Source organism: Pseudomonas sp. 478 (assembly GCF_003254125.1).
Classification (GTDB): domain Bacteria; phylum Pseudomonadota; class Gammaproteobacteria; order Pseudomonadales; family Pseudomonadaceae; genus Aquipseudomonas.
The window spans coordinates 267,169-282,721 of sequence record NZ_QKZG01000007.1 but is presented as its reverse complement, the minus strand read 5'-3'; the positions used below and the strand labels follow the sequence as shown (position 1 = coordinate 282,721).

The following is a 15,553-nucleotide window of genomic DNA, read 5'->3' as shown; positions in this document are numbered from 1 at the left end:
GTGGTGATGGCGGTCGTAAAGTGCAGAAAGGCGTCGTATCGGGGATGTTTGCCCCCGAATGATTGTTTTTTGTGCGCCAGTTGAGGGCGATAGCGGCGGTTTTGCCGTCTTCGTGGGCAAGTCCCGCCTGTAGGTTTAGCCTTGCTCGGCAAGACACTCGCGCAGCGCGATTTGCCAGTCAGGTTGCCTGACGCCCCATTCACGTTGCAGGCGACTGCAATCAAGGCAAGAGTTGAGTGGTCGTGCCGCTGGTGTCGGGTAATCGCTGGAGGGAATGGGCAGCAGGTTTGCGCAGGGCTTTCCCTGTTGCCGTAACGCTTCGCCAATGGCCTGGGCGAAACCGAACCAGGAGGTTTTCCCCTGAGCAGTCAGATGATATGTACCCCAGGTAACGGCCTCACCTGTCTGCCAGCGTTCGACCAGGGCAAGGGTGCTATTGGCAATTGTGCCTGCCCAGGTAGGTGCGCCGATCTGATCGGCGACAATGCGTACTTCCGGTCTCTCTTGCAGCAGGCGTTGCATCGTCAGCAGGAAATTGCGGCCATAGGTTGAATAGACCCAGCTGGTGCGCAGGATAAGATGTTTGCCTTGCACTTCAATGATCGCCCGTTCACCGGCCAGTTTGCTCTTGCCGTAAACGCCGAGCGGGTTGGGCGTGTCATCTTCGTTATAAGGCCCGACCTTCTTGCCGTCGAATACATAATCGGTGGAATAGTGAATCAGCGGGATGCCAAGCATCAGTGCTTCTTCGGCAAAGATGCCAGGAGCCACGGCGTTGATGGCAAAGGCAGTTTCCGGCTCGCTTTCAGCCAGATCGACCGCTGTGTGGGCCGCCGCGTTGATGATCAGATCCGGACGAATCTTCTGTACCTGTTGGCGAATCTGCTCGGGTTGTGCCAGATCGAGTTGATCGCGACCCAGCACGATCAACTCGCCGACACCCCCCAGTCGACGCTGCAGTTCGCGTGAGACCTGACCGTGCTGGCCGCTGATGAGAACTCTCATGGGAGCAGCTCAGCTTTTGACAGGCTTTTACCGGTGATCATGACGCCGCGCAGATCGGTTTCATTCACATCCATTGTTCATCCCCAGCGAGCTTGGCCAGGTACTGGCCATACCCGGTCTTGCCAAAGTAGCGGGCACGCTCCAGCAGCTGTTCGCGGTTGATCCAGTTCTTTTCGTAAGCGATCTCTTCGAGGCAGGCGACTTTCAAGCCTTGTCGGTGTTCTATGGTCTGCACGTACTGAGAGGCATCGAGCAAGCTGTCGTGAGTGCCGGTGTCGAGCCAGGCGAAACCACGGCCGAAGCGCTCGACCTGCAAGTCTCCCCGTTTAAGATACGCGTTGTTGACATCGGTGATTTCCAGCTCGCCGCGAGGCGAAGGCTTTACCGCTTTGGCGATCCTGATTACATCGTTGTCGTAGAAATACAGGCCCGTGACGGCATAGCTGGATTTCGGTACTTTCGGCTTTTCTTCGATCGACAGGGCACGACCCTGGCTGTCGAAGTCAATCACGCCGAATCGCTCCGGGTCTTTGACCCAATAGCCGAACACGGTAGCGCCAGAAGTGCGTGTTGCCGCGTTCTGCAACTGCTCGCCGAAGTGTTGACCATGGAAAATGTTGTCGCCGAGGATCAGGCACACAGAATCATTGCCAATGAACCTTTCACCAATCAGAAAAGCCTGGGCCAGACCATCCGGTGACGGCTGCTCGGCGTAGCTGAAATTGACCCCGAACTGACTGCCATCACCCAGCAGATTGCGGTACTGGGGCAGGTCCTGGGGAGTCGAGATCACTAAAATGTCTTTGATGCCGGCCAACATCAGGACCGAAATCGGGTAATAGATCATCGGTTTGTCGTAGACCGGCAACAGCTGTTTGGACACGCCGAGCGTGATCGGATGCAGGCGTGTGCCCGAGCCGCCTGCCAAAACGATACCTTTCATCATGCATGGAGCTCCTGGGGATTGATGGCACCAAGGCGTTCGCCCTGGTAGCTGCCATCCTGAACACGACGGCACCACTCAAGGTTGTTCAAGTACCACTGAACGGTTTTGCGAAGGCCGGTTTCGAAGGTCTCTTCGGGTACCCAGCCCAGTTCTTTTTCGATCTTGCTGGCATCGATCGCGTAGCGCAGGTCATGGCCAGGACGATCCTGTACGAACGTAATCAAATCGGCGTAGTGCGCGACACCCTTGGGCTTGCGCGGTGCCAGTTCTTCAAGCAGGGCGCAGAGGCCACGCACCACGTCGATATTCTTTTGTTCGTTGTGCCCGCCGATGTTGTAGGTCTCGCCGACGATACCGGTGGTCACCACTTTGAGCAGCGCGCGGGCGTGATCTTCGACGAATAGCCAATCACGTATTTGCAGGCCATCGCCGTACACCGGCAGCGGCTTGCCGGCCAAGGCATTGAGGATGATCAGCGGAATCAATTTTTCGGGGAAATGGAACGGCCCGTAATTGTTCGAGCAGTTGCTCAAGAGCACCGGCAGGCCATAGGTGCGCTGCCAGGCACGGACCAGGTGGTCGGACGCCGCTTTGCTGGCGGAGTACGGCGAACTCGGGGCATAGGGGGTCATTTCCGTAAACAGATCATCGGCGCCATGCAGGTCGCCATAGACCTCATCAGTGGAGATGTGATGGAAACGGAAGGCGCTTTTTTCCGGTTCGGCGAGGGTTTGCCAATAGGCGCGGGTGGCCTCCAGCAGACTATAGGTGCCGACAATGTTGGTCTGGATGAAATCTGAAGGTCCATCAATGGAACGGTCGACGTGGGACTCCGCTGCCAGATGCATGATCGCTTGCGGCTGGAAACGTGTCAGCACTGCGCTGACGGTCGCCTGATCAACGATATCGGCTTGAACGAACTCGTAGCGAGTGTCGTTGGCAATGCCTGTCAGCGATTCGAGATTGCCGGCGTAGGTCAGCTTGTCCAGGTTGAGCACTTCATGCTCGGTGTGCCGGATCAGCTCGCGAATCAAGGCCGAGCCAATGAAACCGGCACCGCCGGTGATGAGGATACGCATGTTGGCCAGCCTTTTTTCAGTAGTCGAAAACGCAAACGGTCATATCTTGTCGGCAGGAGGAGGGTGGTGCAATAGGTTGTTCATCTCACTTTGGATTTGTGGAGTCTTATCCATCGATGCAGGAAGAGACGCCTGATAAGTTGAATGCTCCCCGGACACCACCGTAACCCTAGCGTAAACCCACTCTTTACGCTTTCTTTATGCCCAGCCAACACCCTCGCTCTCGTTCCTTTACAGCCTCCCTACCGACAATGACTCCACACGCGGCAATACGCCGTAACACGGAGAACTTCCATGAGCGTTCTGGACGGGGTGTCACTGCTATTGGCAGTGGGGCTGTTCATTTATCTGTTGGTTGCGCTGTTGCGCGCGGACCGGAACTAGGAGCGGCTATGCACAGTTATGACTATTGGCTGATCCTCGCCTTCTTCGCCCTGGTGCTGATACCGGCACCGTTTCTGGGGCGCTTCTACTACAAGGTGATGGAAGGTCAGCGCACTTGGCTTTCGCCGATTCTCGGGCCGGTGGAGCGCGGGTGTTATCGGGTGGCCGGCGTTGATCCGCAGGCCGAACAGAGCTGGCAGAAATACACCCTGGCTTTGCTCGCCTTCAACTTCGCGGGCTTTTTGCTGTTGTTCGCGATCCTGTTGTTTCAGGATCACTTGCCGCTGAATCCGCAAAACCTGCCGGGCCAGGAGTGGACGCAAGCGTTCAATACTGCCGTCAGCTTCATGACCAACACCAACTGGCAGTCCTACAGCGGCGAAGCGACCCTGAGCTACCTGAGTCAGATGGTCGGCCTCACCGTGCAGAACTTCGTCAGCGCCGCCACCGGCCTCGCCGTGTTGGTAGCCCTGTGTCGCGGTATCGGTCGCAAGTCGAGCAAGACCCTCGGCAACTTTTGGGTCGACATGACCCGCGCCACCCTCTACGGCTTGCTGCCGCTGTGCCTGCTGCTGGCACTGTATCTGGTCTGGCAGGGCGTGCCGCAAACCTTCGCTCAGTACGTGAATGCGGTGACGATGCAAGGCGTCGATCAGGTGATCCCGCTGGGCCCGGCCGCCAGCCAGATTGCGATCAAGCAACTGGGCACCAACGGTGGTGGCTTCTTCGGCGTCAACTCGGCGCACCCGTTCGAGAACCCGACGGCGTGGAGCAACCTGTTTGAAGTCGGCTCGATCATTCTGATTCCGGTGGCGCTGGTGTTCACCTTCGGCCATTACGTGAAAGACCTGCGTCAGAGCCGCGCGATCATCGCCTGCATGCTGGCGCTGTTCCTGATCGGCGGCGCGACATCGCTGTGGGCTGAATACCAGCCGAACCCGACCCTGAACAATGTCGCCGTCGAACAGACCGCGCCGCTGGAAGGCAAGGAAGCGCGTTTCGGCACCACTGCCACGGTGCTGTGGTCGGTGACTACCACGGCGGCGTCCAACGGTTCGGTCAACGGCATGCACGACAGCCTCAACCCGCTGACCGGCATGGTCGCGCTGGTCAACATGATGGTCGGCGAAGTGATCTTCGGCGGCGTCGGTGCCGGGCTCTACGGCATGTTGCTGAACGTGTTGATCGCGGTGTTCCTCGCCGGCCTGATGATCGGCCGCACGCCGGAATACCTCGGCAAGAAACTGCAGGCGAAGGAAGTGCAGTTGCTGGTCGTGACCTTGCTGGTGATGCCGGTCGGCGTGCTGGTACTCGGCGCGATTGCCGCGAGCCTGCCTGGCCCTGTTGCAGCGGTGAGCAACCCTGGTCCTCACGGTTTCAGTCAGCTGCTTTATGCCTACACCTCGGCCAGCGCCAACAATGGCTCGGCGTTTGGCGGCTTCGGTGCCAACACCGCATTCCACAACCTGATGCTCGGCCTTGGCATGTTGATCGGTCGCTTCGGTTACATCCTCCCGGTACTGGCGTTGGCCGGCAGCCTGGCGATGAAGAAAAGCGCACCGATCGGCCAAAACAGCTTCCCGACCCATGGCCCGCTGTTCGTGACCTTGCTGACCGTGACCATTCTGCTGGTGGGTGGTTTGACCTTCCTGCCGACATTGGCGCTGGGTCCTATTGCTGAACATTTGAGTATGGCTGCCCTTCCTAAATAAGGAGCTAAGGAATCCATCATGAATATGCCTGTAAGCAAAACCGCCGTCGTCAAGGCGCCGGAACAACCGAAAACCGCGATCTCGGCCCTCTGGCGTCCGGCGCTGGTGCAAGCCTTCGTCAAGCTCGACCCTCGGCAATTGCAACGCGCGCCGGTGATGCTGGTGGTCGAACTGACCGCGATCCTGACCACGGTGCTGTGCTTCATTCCCGACAGCGCCGTGCCGACTTTTGTCGCCGCGCAAATCGCCTTGTGGTTGTGGTTCACCGTGCTGTTCGCCAACTTCGCCGAAGCACTGGCCGAAGGTCGCGGCAAGGCCCGCGCCGACAGCCTCAAGGCCGGTAGCGAAGGCCTGAGTGCCCGGCGCAAAACCAGCAGCGGCGCCTTTCAGGTTGTGCCGGCCACCAGCCTGCGCAAGGGCGATGTGGTCCGCGTTGAAGCGGGGGAAATGATCCCCGGTGACGGCGAGGTAATCGAAGGTATTGCCGCGGTCAACGAAGCGGCGATTACCGGTGAATCCGCGTCGGTGATTCGCGAATCCGGCGGCGACCGTTCGGCCGTCACCGGCAACACCCGACTGGTGTCCGACTGGCTGTTGGTGCGGATCACCGTCAACCCGGGCGAGTCGACACTGGACCGTATGATCGCCCTGGTCGAAGGCGCCAAGCGCCAGAAAACCCCGAACGAAGTGGCGCTCGACATCCTGCTGATCGGCCTGACCCTGATCTTCCTGCTGGTGGTCGTCACCCTGCAACCGTTCGCCCACTTCGCCAACGGCAGCCTGCCGCTGGTGTTCCTGGTGGCGTTATTGGTCACGCTGATTCCGACCACCATTGGCGGTCTGTTGTCGGCCATCGGTATCGCCGGGATGGACCGTCTGGTGCGCCTGAATGTGATCGCCAAATCCGGGCGTGCGGTGGAAGCGGCGGGGGATGTACACGTCCTGCTGCTGGACAAGACCGGCACCATCACCTTCGGTAACCGTCGTTGCACCGCGGTGTACGCCGCGCCGGGTGTCACTGCCAAGGAACTGGCCGAGGGCGCGTTGTTTGCCTCCTTGGCCGATGACACGGCTGAAGGCAAATCGATCGTCGAGTACCTGCGCGGTCTTCACCCGCAACCCGAGCCGTCCCCCGAGGTGCTGACTGCCGTGCCGTTCAGCGCTGAAACCCGCTTGTCTGGCGTTGACTATCAGGGCCGGGTCTATCGCAAAGGCGCGGTGGATTCGCTGCTGGCCTTCGTCGGCTTGAAACGCGCCGATCTGGCCGCACCGCTGTCCCGGGAAATCGACAAGATCGCCCAGAGCGGCGGCACCCCGTTGCTGGTCTGCGCCGACGGTAAATTGCTCGGTGTCATCCACCTCAAGGACGTGGTCAAACCCGGCATCCGCGAGCGTTTCGCCGAACTGCGCAAACTGGGGATTCGCACTGTCATGGTGACCGGCGACAACCCGCTGACCGCTGCAGCGATTGCCGCCGAGGCGGGCGTCGATGACGTGCTGGCTGAAGCCACACCGGAGAAAAAACTGGCGCGCATTCGCCACGAGCAGAACGACGGTCGCCTGGTCGCCATGTGCGGCGACGGCGCCAACGACGCCCCGGCCCTGGCCCAGGCGGACGTGGGCATGGCGATGAACGACGGCACGCAAGCGGCACGCGAGGCGGCGAACATGGTCGACCTCGACAGCGATCCGACCAAGCTGCTGGACGTGGTGCAGATCGGCAAGGAATTGCTGGTGACCCGTGGTGCGCTGACGACGTTTTCCATCGCCAACGACGTGGCCAAGTACTTCGCGATTTTGCCGGCGCTGTTCGCCTCGATCTACCCGCAACTGGGTGTGCTGAACGTCATGCACTTGAGCAGTCCGCAGAGCGCGATTCTCTCGGCGATCGTGTTCAACGCCTTGATCATTGTGGTGCTGATTCCATTGGCATTGCGCGGTGTGCGCGTGCAGGCGGCGAGTGCGGCGGCGTTGCTGCGACGCAATCTGTTGATCTATGGATTGGGCGGGATTCTGGTGCCGTTCGTGGGGATCAAGGCGATCGACATGCTGTTGACGGCGTTGCATCTGGTTTGACGTTCTGTCGGGTAGCGCGGGCTCTGTGGCGAGGGGATTTATCCCCGTTCGGCTGCGAAGCAGTCGCCAATCCGATACACGCGGTGCACCAGAAGAAATGAAGTTGCAGGTCCTGGGGCTGCTTCGCAGCCCAACGGGGATAAATCCCCTCGCCACAGGGTTTGGTGGCGAATTCCAGACCTGAGTTATTTACTGAATTCGAGGATTTTGAAATGTCCACAATGATACGCCCGGCCCTGAGCCTGCTTGTCCTGATGACCCTGATTACCGGCGTCGCCTATCCACTGGTGGTCACCGGTGTCGCCCAGGTCGCATTCCCCGATCAAGCCAACGGCAGTCTGGTCCACGACGCCGATGGCAAGGTCCGCGGCTCGTCGCTGATTGCGCAAGATTTCGTCGGTGACGCCTGGTTCCATCCACGGCCATCGGCCGGTGCATTTGCCACCGTGTCGAGCAGTGCCAGCAACCTTTCGCCGAGCAACCCGGCGTTGGCCACTCGGGTGATCGACGATGCCAACAAACTGCAGGTGTCGGGCCAGGGTCCGGTGCCATTGGCGATGGTCACCACCTCCGGCAGCGGTCTCGATCCACACTTGCCACCGGCCGCAATTGCCTATCAACTGGCGCGTGTTGCAGCGGCGCGCAATCTGCCGGTGGCGACCCTTCAACAATTGATGGATGCGCACATCGAGCAGCCATTGGTGGGGCCGCCGGTGGTGAATGTGCTGGCGCTGAACATCGCGCTGGAAAATTTGTAGTGGACGATCGTTCCCACGCTCTGCGTGGGAATGCATCAACGGACGCTCCGCGTTCGGCTCAGAAAGGGACGCGGAGCGTCCCGGGCTGCATTCCCACGCGGAGCGTGGGAACGATCAATGAGAGAGAACTTCAAACATGAGTGACTCCGGCCGCGCCGACGCACTGTTAGCAGACCTGCCCCGCGACGGCCGTGGCCGGCTCAAGGTTTTTCTCGGCGCCGCACCCGGTGTCGGCAAGACTTACGCCATGCTGCAAGCGGCCCACACCCAACTGCGTCAGGGTGTGAAAGTCATTGCCGGCGTGGTCGAAACCCACGGTCGCGCCGAAACCGAAGCGCTGCTTGGCGGCTTGCCGCAGCAGCCGTTGGTGCGCTCGGAATACCGTGGCGTGGTGCTCGAAGAAATGGACCTCGACGGCCTGCTCGCGGCCAAACCGAAACTGGTGCTGGTGGACGAACTGGCCCACAGCAACGCCCCCGGCAGTCGCCACACCAAACGCTGGCAAGACATTCAGGAACTGCTCGCGGCAGGCATCGACGTGTACACCACGGTCAACGTCCAGCACTTGGAAAGTCTTAACGACAAAGTGCGCGGCATCACCGGTGTGCAGGTTCGCGAAACCCTACCGGACTGGGTGCTGCAAGAAGCCTACGAACTGCTGCTGATCGACCTGCCGCCGCGCGAGCTACTCGAGCGTCTGCGCGATGGCAAGGTCTACGTGCCGGAGCAGGCGAGGGCGGCCATCGACGCCTTCTTCACCCAGACCAACCTCACAGCCCTGCGTGAACTGGCGATGCAAACCGCCGCCGCTCAGGTCGATGATGATTTGGCCCAGGGCTATCGCCAGCTCGGCCAAGCGGCGCCAGCGGTACGCGGTCGCCTGTTGGTCGGCGTCGATGGCGATGCACAGGCTGAGCGTCTGGTGCGTCACGCCAGTCGCGTCGCCCAGCGTCGGCATTTGCCTTGGAGCCTGGTGCATGTGGACAACGGCAGTGTGCGTGACGAGCAGTCGCGGCTGCGCCTGCAAAGTGCCCAGCAATTGGCCGAACGCCTCGGCGGCGAAGTGGTGCTGCTGCGCGCCGGCGAGGTGGCGAAAACCCTGATCCAGCATGCCGCCGAACGCCGCGCGAGTCTGGTGTTGGTCGGTCAGTCCCGGCAGCGTTTGCGTCGACGGTTGTTCGGCGGCGGTCTGGCGTCACGGTTGCTGCGCGATGCGCGCGGGCTGGAAATCAACGTCCTCGACAGCGATCACGAACAACATCAGCCGCGCCAGCGTTCGGCGCAGGCACTGGTGTGGTTCGACTACGCGCTGGCGCTGGTGGCGACAGTGCTTGCCACCGCATTGGCCTGGGCCGTGGCAAGTGTCTTGCCGCTGCCCAATATCTCGCTGGTGTTCCTCGCCGCGGTGTTGCTGGTGGCGGTGCGCAGCAGCCTGGGCCCGGCGCTGGCTTGTGCGGCGCTGTCGTTTCTGACCTATGACTTTCTGTTCATCCCGCCGAATTTCTCGTTCGCCATCCAACGCGAAGAAGACGTGCTGACCTTGCTGTTCTTCCTGCTGATGGCGGCGCTCACCGGTAACCTCGCGGCCCGGCAACGGCGGCAATTGCAGGCGCTGCGCGACACCCAGGAAGAGACCACCGAACTGCTCGACCTGTCGCGCAAACTCACCGCCGCCACCGACCGCCAGGCGGTGGTCAGCGCAGCGGCCCAGCACCTTGATGGCTGGAGCGATCTGCAACTGTGCCTGCTCAATCGAGACGGCCAGGGCGGCTGGAAAGTCGAAACCGGTGGCCCGCTGGAGTTTTCCGAAGCCGAGCGCGCTGCCGCCGATTGGGCCTGGCAACACGATCAACCGGCCGGCGCGGGCACCGGCACGCTGCCGTTCGGGCGTTGGTGGTGGTGGCCGTTGTCGGTGGAAGACGGGCCGCTGGCACTGCTCGGTGTGTGTGCCAAAGAGGGCCAGACCTTGAGCGGTCAGCGTCGGCGTTTGTTGACCGCGCTGAGCCAGCCGCTGGCCCAGGCGCTGGCCCGGGCGCAATTGGCCGAAGACCTGGAAGCCGCCCGGCTGCATGGCGAAACCGAGCAACTGCGCAGTGCCTTGCTGGCCTCGGTGTCCCACGATTTGCGCACGCCGTTGACCTCCATGCGCGGCAGCATCGACAGCCTGTTGGCCCTCGGTGAGGCGATCCCGCTGGAGGATCGCCGCGAACTGCTTGAAGGCACTCGCGATGAAGCCGAGCGCCTCGATCGCTACATCCAGAACCTGCTGGACATGACCCGCCTCGGGCACGGCGCCCTGAAGCTGGCGCGGGACTGGGTGTCGCCGGCCGACATCGTCGGCAGTTCGCTCAATCGTCTGCGCGCCGTGCTGGCGCCATTGCAAGTGACCACCGAAGTGCCGCCAGAGTTGCCGTTGCTGTACGTCCACGCCGCGCTGATCGAACAGGCGCTGGTCAACGTGCTGGAAAACGCCGCGCGGTTTTCACCGCCTAACGGTCGCCTGCAATTGCGCGCCGGGGCCGATGACAGCGAACTGTTTTTTTCGGTGAGCGATGAAGGTCCGGGGATTCCGCAGGAAGAACGGGCGAAGATTTTCGACATGTTCTACACCGCCGCGCGCGGTGATCGTGGCGGGCAAGGCACCGGGCTGGGGCTGGCGATCTGTCAGGGCATGGTCGGTGCTCACGGCGGGCGGATCAGCGTCGCCGATGGCATTGAAGGCCGAGGCACCTGCATCACCTTGCACCTGCCGTTGCAGGCTCAGCCAGCCTTTGAAAATTAAGAGCCGAAAGTGAAGCCTGATCGCGCTTGCGCTACTCTCTTGCCACTTCTTTGTGTTGATGTGAATTCATGAGCCAGACCGCGACCATTTTGGTCATCGACGACGAACCGCAGATCCGCAAATTCCTGCGCATCAGCCTTGTTTCCCAGGGCTACAAAGTGCTGGAAGCCGGCACCGGCACTGAAGGCCTGGCCCAGGCTGCGCTGAATAAACCGGACTTGCTGGTGCTCGACCTCGGTCTGCCGGACATGGACGGCCAGCAAGTGCTGCGCGAGTTTCGCGAGTGGTCGACGGTGCCGGTGCTGGTGCTCTCGGTGCGCGCCAGTGAAGGGCAGAAAGTCGAAGCGCTCGACAACGGCGCCAACGACTACGTGACCAAGCCGTTTGGCATTCAGGAGTTCCTGGCCCGGGTGCGTGCGTTGTTGCGTCAGGCTCCGGCGGGAGAAGCTCAACAAGCGGCATTGACGTTCGGCCCGTTGACCGTGGATCTGGCGTATCGCCGGGTGTTGCTCGACAGCACCGAAGTCGCGCTGACCCGCAAGGAATACGCGGTGCTGGCGCAACTGGCGCGGCATCCGGGGCGGGTCATCACCCAGCAGCAACTGCTCAAGGATATCTGGGGGCCGACCCATACCGAGGACACTCACTATTTGCGGATTGTGGTCGGGCACCTGCGCCAGAAACTGGCGGATGATCCGACTCAGCCGCGGTTTATCGTCACCGAGGCTGGGGTTGGGTATCGGCTGTTGAGTGAAGGCAGTCTTTAGTTTTGTGTTGACTGATCTGACGCCTTCGCGAGCAAGCCCGCTCCCACATTTTGACCGAGTCCTCCTGTTGGATACGGTCAAAATGTGGGAGCGGGCTTGCTCGCGAAGAGGCCGTGAAACTCACTCGAGAACCTCAGGAATCCCGCTCATTCTCATACCGATCCAACGTATCCCGCGCAATCTCCCGCCCCAGCGCGATCAGCTCAGGTGCCTTGTAAAACTCGAAAAACCGGCACACTCGCTTTGGCACGTTGATCAAAATATCCGGCGGATATCCGGCGATCTTGTACTGCGCCAATGAGGTTTGCATCACCTCGAAACTCTGGTTGATCAGGTCCAGCAAAGACGCCGGTCCGACGTTGTCGATGATGAACGAGCCGGTAGCGGACTTCGGCGCACCGTCGCGTTCAGGGGCGGCAGCCGGTTGCTGGGCTTCGGGTTCGGCGGATTCGATCCACGGGTTGATCTCGGCCGCTTCTGCCATCAACGCTTCCTTTTCCAGCAGCAGCAACTGTTCCGCCTGTTTACGGCGGAAGGGCAGTTTTGAACCGAGCGAGCTGATCAGGCTGTCGAAGCGGGTCTTGAACGCTGCCGGGCGCTGGATCACCGGCAGTTGATAGTGGCGCTGGTTGGTGGAGTTGAGGTTGACCGCGATGATCAGGTCGCAATGACTCGACACCACCGGCACGATCGGTAAAGGGTTGAGGATGCCGCCGTCCACCAGCATGCGGTTGCCCTGCATCACCGGGGTGAACAGGCTGGGAATCGCCGCCGAAGCGCGCATGGCCTGGTGCAGGCAGCCTTCCTGAAACCAGATTTCCTGTTGGTTGGTCAGGTCGGTGGCCACGGCCGTGTAGGGGATGCGCAAGTCTTCGATATTGATCTCGCCGACGATCTTGCGTATCTGCCCGAAAACCTTTTCCCCGCGAATTGCGCCCAGACGAAAACTGACGTCCACCAGACGCAAGACGTCGAGGTAATCCAGGCTTTCGATCCAGTTGCGATAATCGTTGAGTTTGCCAGCGGCATAGATCCCGCCCACCACTGCGCCCATGGAACATCCGGCGATGCAGGCGATGTCGTAGCCACGCCGTTCGATCTCTTCAATGACCCCAATATGGGCGTAGCCCCGGGCCCCACCTGAGCCCAGCACCAGTGCGACACGCTTTTTCATGAATCGCCCTCGTCTGACAAGGTTCAACAATGCACCCATCGAGGGGCAAGCTTCAATCGCTATGGTCGTTCGGCGCGGCCAGTGCGTCGTTTTTTGACACTCAGGGAAGGCGAATGGGTATTCTCGCGAGCGCTAGAGTTTCCAAGGCGGGGCCAAGGCACTTTTCACGCGCCAGACCGTCTTACCTGCATGCATGTTTACCTATCTTTGAGGTGTGAGTGATGAAAGTCTGGATCTGTGTGCCGTTGATTGCCTTGGCACTCGCCGGTTGTGCCGGTAAAACCGCTTACCGTGACAGCTGCGGTAGCCAACTCGACGCCGCCTGGCATGAGCTGGACCTGGCCAAAGTCGAGGGCTTTGCCGGGACCGTCAGCTACTCCAAGGCGCTGTCATTGCTGACCGGCGCCAAGACCCAGCAGCAATTCGAAGCCTATGAGGGTTGCTCCAGGAAGGCCGAGAAGGCGCGTTTTTATATTCGTGAATCGCGCGCAGGGCGCTGAAAGCCGCTCTAAGCTCTAAGCTGCAAGCAATAGGTCAGTCGCCCCGGATTTCGGCTGGCGGCTTGCAGCTGTTTACGGAGTAAACCCCCATGATTAACCGGTTGGTGGCTCATGTCCTGGGCCTGGAAGTCCGTTTGCTGGCCTGTCAGGCACGCTTGAGTGCCCGCACCGACCCTGAAGCGCTGCATGATCTGCGCACCACGGTTCGCCGTTTGCGCAGTTTGCTGCGGCCATTGCGCGGCTTGCCCGGGGTCGAACAGCTGGAAGCGGCGGCGTCCCGGGTCGGCGACTTGACCACGCCGTTGCGCGATCGCGAAGTGCTGGCGGCGTACCTGCTCGAGCATGATCAACCCCAGGCGGCCCATCGGCGTATGGCGCAGATGGCCGAGGCTTACCCGGCGGTCGCGACGAGCCCTGAAGTGGCGCAGTTGCTGATGATCCTCGACGCCTTTCCGCGTTTTCTGCGGGCCTCCCAGCGTCAGGACTTGCTCAAGGGCTTGCGCCAGCGCATCGAAAAACGGTTGGCCAAGCAGTGGAAAAAACTCGACAAAGCCCTGCACGATCCGGCACATGATCGCCACCGTTTGCGCCTGCTGATCAAACGTGTGCGCTATGGCATCGAAGCTTATCCCGAACTGGATCGATTGCCGAAAGCGGCGATGCCGCGCTTGAAGTCCGCGCAAGGTGCCTTGGGCGATTGGCACGATTGCTTGCAATGGCTGGCCATGGCCGAGCAGGAAACCGATTTGCAGCCCTGCGTCGCGGCCTGGAAAACCGCCATGGCCAAGGCCGAAGGCCGTGCCGACCAAGTCCTCGACAAACTCAGCGCTGACTGTTTCAAATCCTGAAACACTACCGATGCCCTGTGGGAGCGGGCTTGCTCGCGAAGACGGCGGCACATCCAAAACAGATGTGACTGACAGACCGCTTTCGCGAGCAAGCCCGCTCCCACATTGATTGTGTTCAAGCCAAGTGCGGCTCATCTGTCAGTGCTTTTGGCTGGAATAAGCGCTGTGCCATCCTCGCGGGCTGGTTAAGATTCCTTCATCCTTTTCCCGCTCTGAGGTTTCCATGCGCTTTTCCGATCTGCTCGACGCTGTCCGCAGCCAGCCGCTGGAGCTGTCTATCCCGGCCGAATGGGCTCAGGGGCGCGCCAGTTTCGGTGGCCTGGTGGCCGCCTTGCAGTACGAAGCCATGCGCGCAAAAGTCCCGGCGGATCGTCCGGTGCGTTCGCTGGCGATTACCTTTGTCGGCCCGGTCGAGCCTGAAGTGCCGGTCAGCTTTGAAGTCGATGTGTTGCGCGAAGGCAAGGCGGTCAGCCAGGTGCTGGGGCGGGCGATGCAGAAGGGCCAGGTGGTGACGTTGGTCCAGGGCAGCTTCGGCGCCTCGCGGCCGTCGGAAGTGGCGGTGATCGCCGAACCGGCACCCGAGATGAAGCACTGGGACGACTGCCAGGAATTGCCTTACGTCAAAGGCGTGACCCCGGAATTCATGCGTCATCTGGCGATGCGCTGGAGCGTCGGCGGTCTGCCGTTCACCGGCAACAAATCCCGCGAGATGGGCGGCTGGGTGCGCTTGCGTGGGGACGTGAAGGAAGAAGCGGTCAGCGAGTCGCATATCCTGGCGCTGGTCGATGCCTGGCCACCGGCGCTGTTGCCGCACCTGAAAAAACCGGCAATGGGCAGCACGCTGACCTGGACCATCGAATTCGTCCAGCCGTTGCTTGAACTGAGCACGCTGGACTGGTGCAAATACCTGGTTGAAATCGAACATGCCGCTGACGGCTACGGTCATGCGGCCGCGAAATTGTGGAACGCGGACGGTCAGTTGGTTGCCATGAGCCGGCAGACGGTGACGATTTTCGCCTGATCAGTGACGACGGTGGCGCTCACGCCAGGCGCGCCACCAGCCGCCGCTCAGGAAGAACCGTGGGAAGGTCAGAAACTGCTCGACCAGCAAGCGTGACACGGCATCTTTGCGATCGCTGAACGGCTCGGAGGCTTGCGCTTCCAAGGTGTGACCGTGGCGTTGCAGGCCGAGGGCGGCGAGCAGGCCGATGACGCCAATCGCGATATTGGTGAAGCTCAGACCGAACACTCCCGAGACAATCAGCAGAAACGCCACGATGAACAGCGGCACGGCAATCAGGTGCAGCACCAGATTGGTCGGGTGCTGATGATTGTTCGGGTACGCTCGCCATTGCCAGGCGGGGAGGTTGGGGTGACGTTTGCCCATGATGGTAATCCTTGGTTCGTTGAGGCTCTTGAACAAAGAATAGGCCGGGGCAAACCCGTCGGCGAATCAAGGCTGGCTATTGGAGTGATAGGTGTCCATGTTCGGATTTGATGGTGACCGGGCTGACGCCTTCGC

At 61.0% G+C, this 15,553-nt stretch carries 14 protein-coding genes; 9 read left to right on the top strand and 5 right to left on the bottom strand.

The genetic code is table 11. From position 1 onward, the window contains the following. Positions 1-135: 135 nt before the first annotated feature. From rfbD to rfbB, 3 genes are all read right to left on the bottom strand, one after another. A complete protein-coding gene (rfbD, locus tag DFS28_RS16850; protein WP_111450690.1) occupies positions 136-1,005 on the bottom strand; it encodes a dTDP-4-dehydrorhamnose reductase in 870 nt (289 codons plus the stop codon). Positions 1,006-1,069: 64 nt separating this feature from the next. Continuing rightward, positions 1,070-1,951 carry a glucose-1-phosphate thymidylyltransferase RfbA gene (gene rfbA, locus DFS28_RS16845; protein ID WP_111450689.1) on the bottom strand — a complete coding sequence of 294 codons (882 nt, stop codon included), beginning with the start codon at positions 1,949-1,951 and terminating at the stop codon, positions 1,070-1,072. Further along, positions 1,948-3,030 (bottom strand): dTDP-glucose 4,6-dehydratase, encoded by a 1,083-nt coding sequence (rfbB, locus tag DFS28_RS16840; protein WP_111450688.1) that lies wholly within the window; start codon positions 3,028-3,030, stop codon positions 1,948-1,950. The genes rfbA and rfbB overlap by 4 nt, the downstream gene beginning before the upstream one ends. A gap of 294 nt (positions 3,031-3,324) precedes the next feature. On the opposite strand from rfbB, the gene kdpF reads away from it, so the two are divergent. The 6 genes from kdpF (at position 3,325) to DFS28_RS16810 (ending at position 11,509) form a co-directional block, all read left to right on the top strand. Beyond that, complete coding sequence (gene kdpF, locus DFS28_RS16835; protein WP_007899818.1) at positions 3,325-3,414, top strand: K(+)-transporting ATPase subunit F; 90 nt, start codon at positions 3,325-3,327, stop codon at positions 3,412-3,414. An 8-nt stretch (positions 3,415-3,422) separates the two neighbouring features. After that, complete coding sequence (kdpA, locus tag DFS28_RS16830; protein ID WP_111450687.1) at positions 3,423-5,126, top strand: potassium-transporting ATPase subunit KdpA; 1,704 nt, start codon at positions 3,423-3,425, stop codon at positions 5,124-5,126. Between the two features lie 18 nt (positions 5,127-5,144). Then, entirely contained in the window at positions 5,145-7,202 is a 2,058-nt protein-coding gene (gene kdpB, locus DFS28_RS16825) for a potassium-transporting ATPase subunit KdpB (protein ID WP_111450686.1), read from the top strand. Positions 7,203-7,414: 212 nt separating this feature from the next. Further along, positions 7,415-7,960 (top strand): potassium-transporting ATPase subunit KdpC, encoded by a 546-nt coding sequence (gene kdpC, locus DFS28_RS16820; RefSeq protein ID WP_111450685.1) that lies wholly within the window; start codon positions 7,415-7,417, stop codon positions 7,958-7,960. 136 nt (positions 7,961-8,096) lie between these two features. Continuing rightward, the gene (locus DFS28_RS16815; RefSeq protein ID WP_111450684.1) at positions 8,097-10,742 is read left to right on the top strand and encodes a sensor histidine kinase KdpD; all 2,646 of its coding nucleotides are present in this window, start codon (positions 8,097-8,099) and stop codon (positions 10,740-10,742) included. A gap of 68 nt (positions 10,743-10,810) precedes the next feature. After that, on the top strand, positions 10,811-11,509 hold the full coding sequence (locus DFS28_RS16810) for a response regulator (RefSeq protein WP_111450683.1): 699 nt from the start codon (positions 10,811-10,813) through the stop codon (positions 11,507-11,509). A gap of 133 nt (positions 11,510-11,642) precedes the next feature. Here DFS28_RS16810 and DFS28_RS16805 read toward each other — a convergent pair whose 3' ends face one another. Then, positions 11,643-12,683 carry a patatin-like phospholipase family protein gene (locus tag DFS28_RS16805; protein ID WP_111450682.1) on the bottom strand — a complete coding sequence of 347 codons (1,041 nt, stop codon included), beginning with the start codon at positions 12,681-12,683 and terminating at the stop codon, positions 11,643-11,645. 221 nt (positions 12,684-12,904) lie between these two features. Between DFS28_RS16805 and DFS28_RS16800 the strand changes: the two genes are divergently transcribed. From DFS28_RS16800 to DFS28_RS16790, 3 genes are all read left to right on the top strand, one after another. After that, a complete protein-coding gene (locus DFS28_RS16800; protein WP_111450681.1) occupies positions 12,905-13,183 on the top strand; it encodes a hypothetical protein in 279 nt (92 codons plus the stop codon). Between the two features lie 89 nt (positions 13,184-13,272). Next, complete coding sequence (locus DFS28_RS16795; protein WP_111450680.1) at positions 13,273-14,031, top strand: CHAD domain-containing protein; 759 nt, start codon at positions 13,273-13,275, stop codon at positions 14,029-14,031. 223 nt (positions 14,032-14,254) lie between these two features. After that, positions 14,255-15,052 carry an acyl-CoA thioesterase II gene (locus tag DFS28_RS16790; RefSeq protein ID WP_111450679.1) on the top strand — a complete coding sequence of 266 codons (798 nt, stop codon included), beginning with the start codon at positions 14,255-14,257 and terminating at the stop codon, positions 15,050-15,052. Here DFS28_RS16790 and DFS28_RS16785 read toward each other — a convergent pair whose 3' ends face one another. Next, entirely contained in the window at positions 15,053-15,418 is a 366-nt protein-coding gene (locus DFS28_RS16785; RefSeq protein WP_111450678.1) for an Mpo1-like protein, read from the bottom strand. Positions 15,419-15,553: the final 135 nt, after the last annotated feature.

What these genes read in the sequence shown, in the direction of transcription:
- rfbD (WP_111450690.1), bottom strand. Translation starts at nt 1,005, where the DNA reads ATGAGAGTTCTCATCAGCGGCCAGCACGGTCAGGTCTCACGCGAACTG.
- rfbA (WP_111450689.1), bottom strand. Translation starts at nt 1,951, where the DNA reads ATGATGAAAGGTATCGTTTTGGCAGGCGGCTCGGGCACACGCCTGCAT.
- rfbB (WP_111450688.1), bottom strand. Translation starts at nt 3,030, where the DNA reads ATGCGTATCCTCATCACCGGCGGTGCCGGTTTCATTGGCTCGGCCTTG.
- kdpF (WP_007899818.1), top strand. Translation starts at nt 3,325, where the DNA reads ATGAGCGTTCTGGACGGGGTGTCACTGCTATTGGCAGTGGGGCTGTTC.
- kdpA (WP_111450687.1), top strand. Translation starts at nt 3,423, where the DNA reads ATGCACAGTTATGACTATTGGCTGATCCTCGCCTTCTTCGCCCTGGTG.
- kdpB (WP_111450686.1), top strand. Translation starts at nt 5,145, where the DNA reads ATGAATATGCCTGTAAGCAAAACCGCCGTCGTCAAGGCGCCGGAACAA.
- kdpC (WP_111450685.1), top strand. Translation starts at nt 7,415, where the DNA reads ATGTCCACAATGATACGCCCGGCCCTGAGCCTGCTTGTCCTGATGACC.
- DFS28_RS16815 (WP_111450684.1), top strand. Translation starts at nt 8,097, where the DNA reads ATGAGTGACTCCGGCCGCGCCGACGCACTGTTAGCAGACCTGCCCCGC.
- DFS28_RS16810 (WP_111450683.1), top strand. Translation starts at nt 10,811, where the DNA reads ATGAGCCAGACCGCGACCATTTTGGTCATCGACGACGAACCGCAGATC.
- DFS28_RS16805 (WP_111450682.1), bottom strand. Translation starts at nt 12,683, where the DNA reads ATGAAAAAGCGTGTCGCACTGGTGCTGGGCTCAGGTGGGGCCCGGGGC.
- DFS28_RS16800 (WP_111450681.1), top strand. Translation starts at nt 12,905, where the DNA reads ATGAAAGTCTGGATCTGTGTGCCGTTGATTGCCTTGGCACTCGCCGGT.
- DFS28_RS16795 (WP_111450680.1), top strand. Translation starts at nt 13,273, where the DNA reads ATGATTAACCGGTTGGTGGCTCATGTCCTGGGCCTGGAAGTCCGTTTG.
- DFS28_RS16790 (WP_111450679.1), top strand. Translation starts at nt 14,255, where the DNA reads ATGCGCTTTTCCGATCTGCTCGACGCTGTCCGCAGCCAGCCGCTGGAG.
- DFS28_RS16785 (WP_111450678.1), bottom strand. Translation starts at nt 15,418, where the DNA reads ATGGGCAAACGTCACCCCAACCTCCCCGCCTGGCAATGGCGAGCGTAC.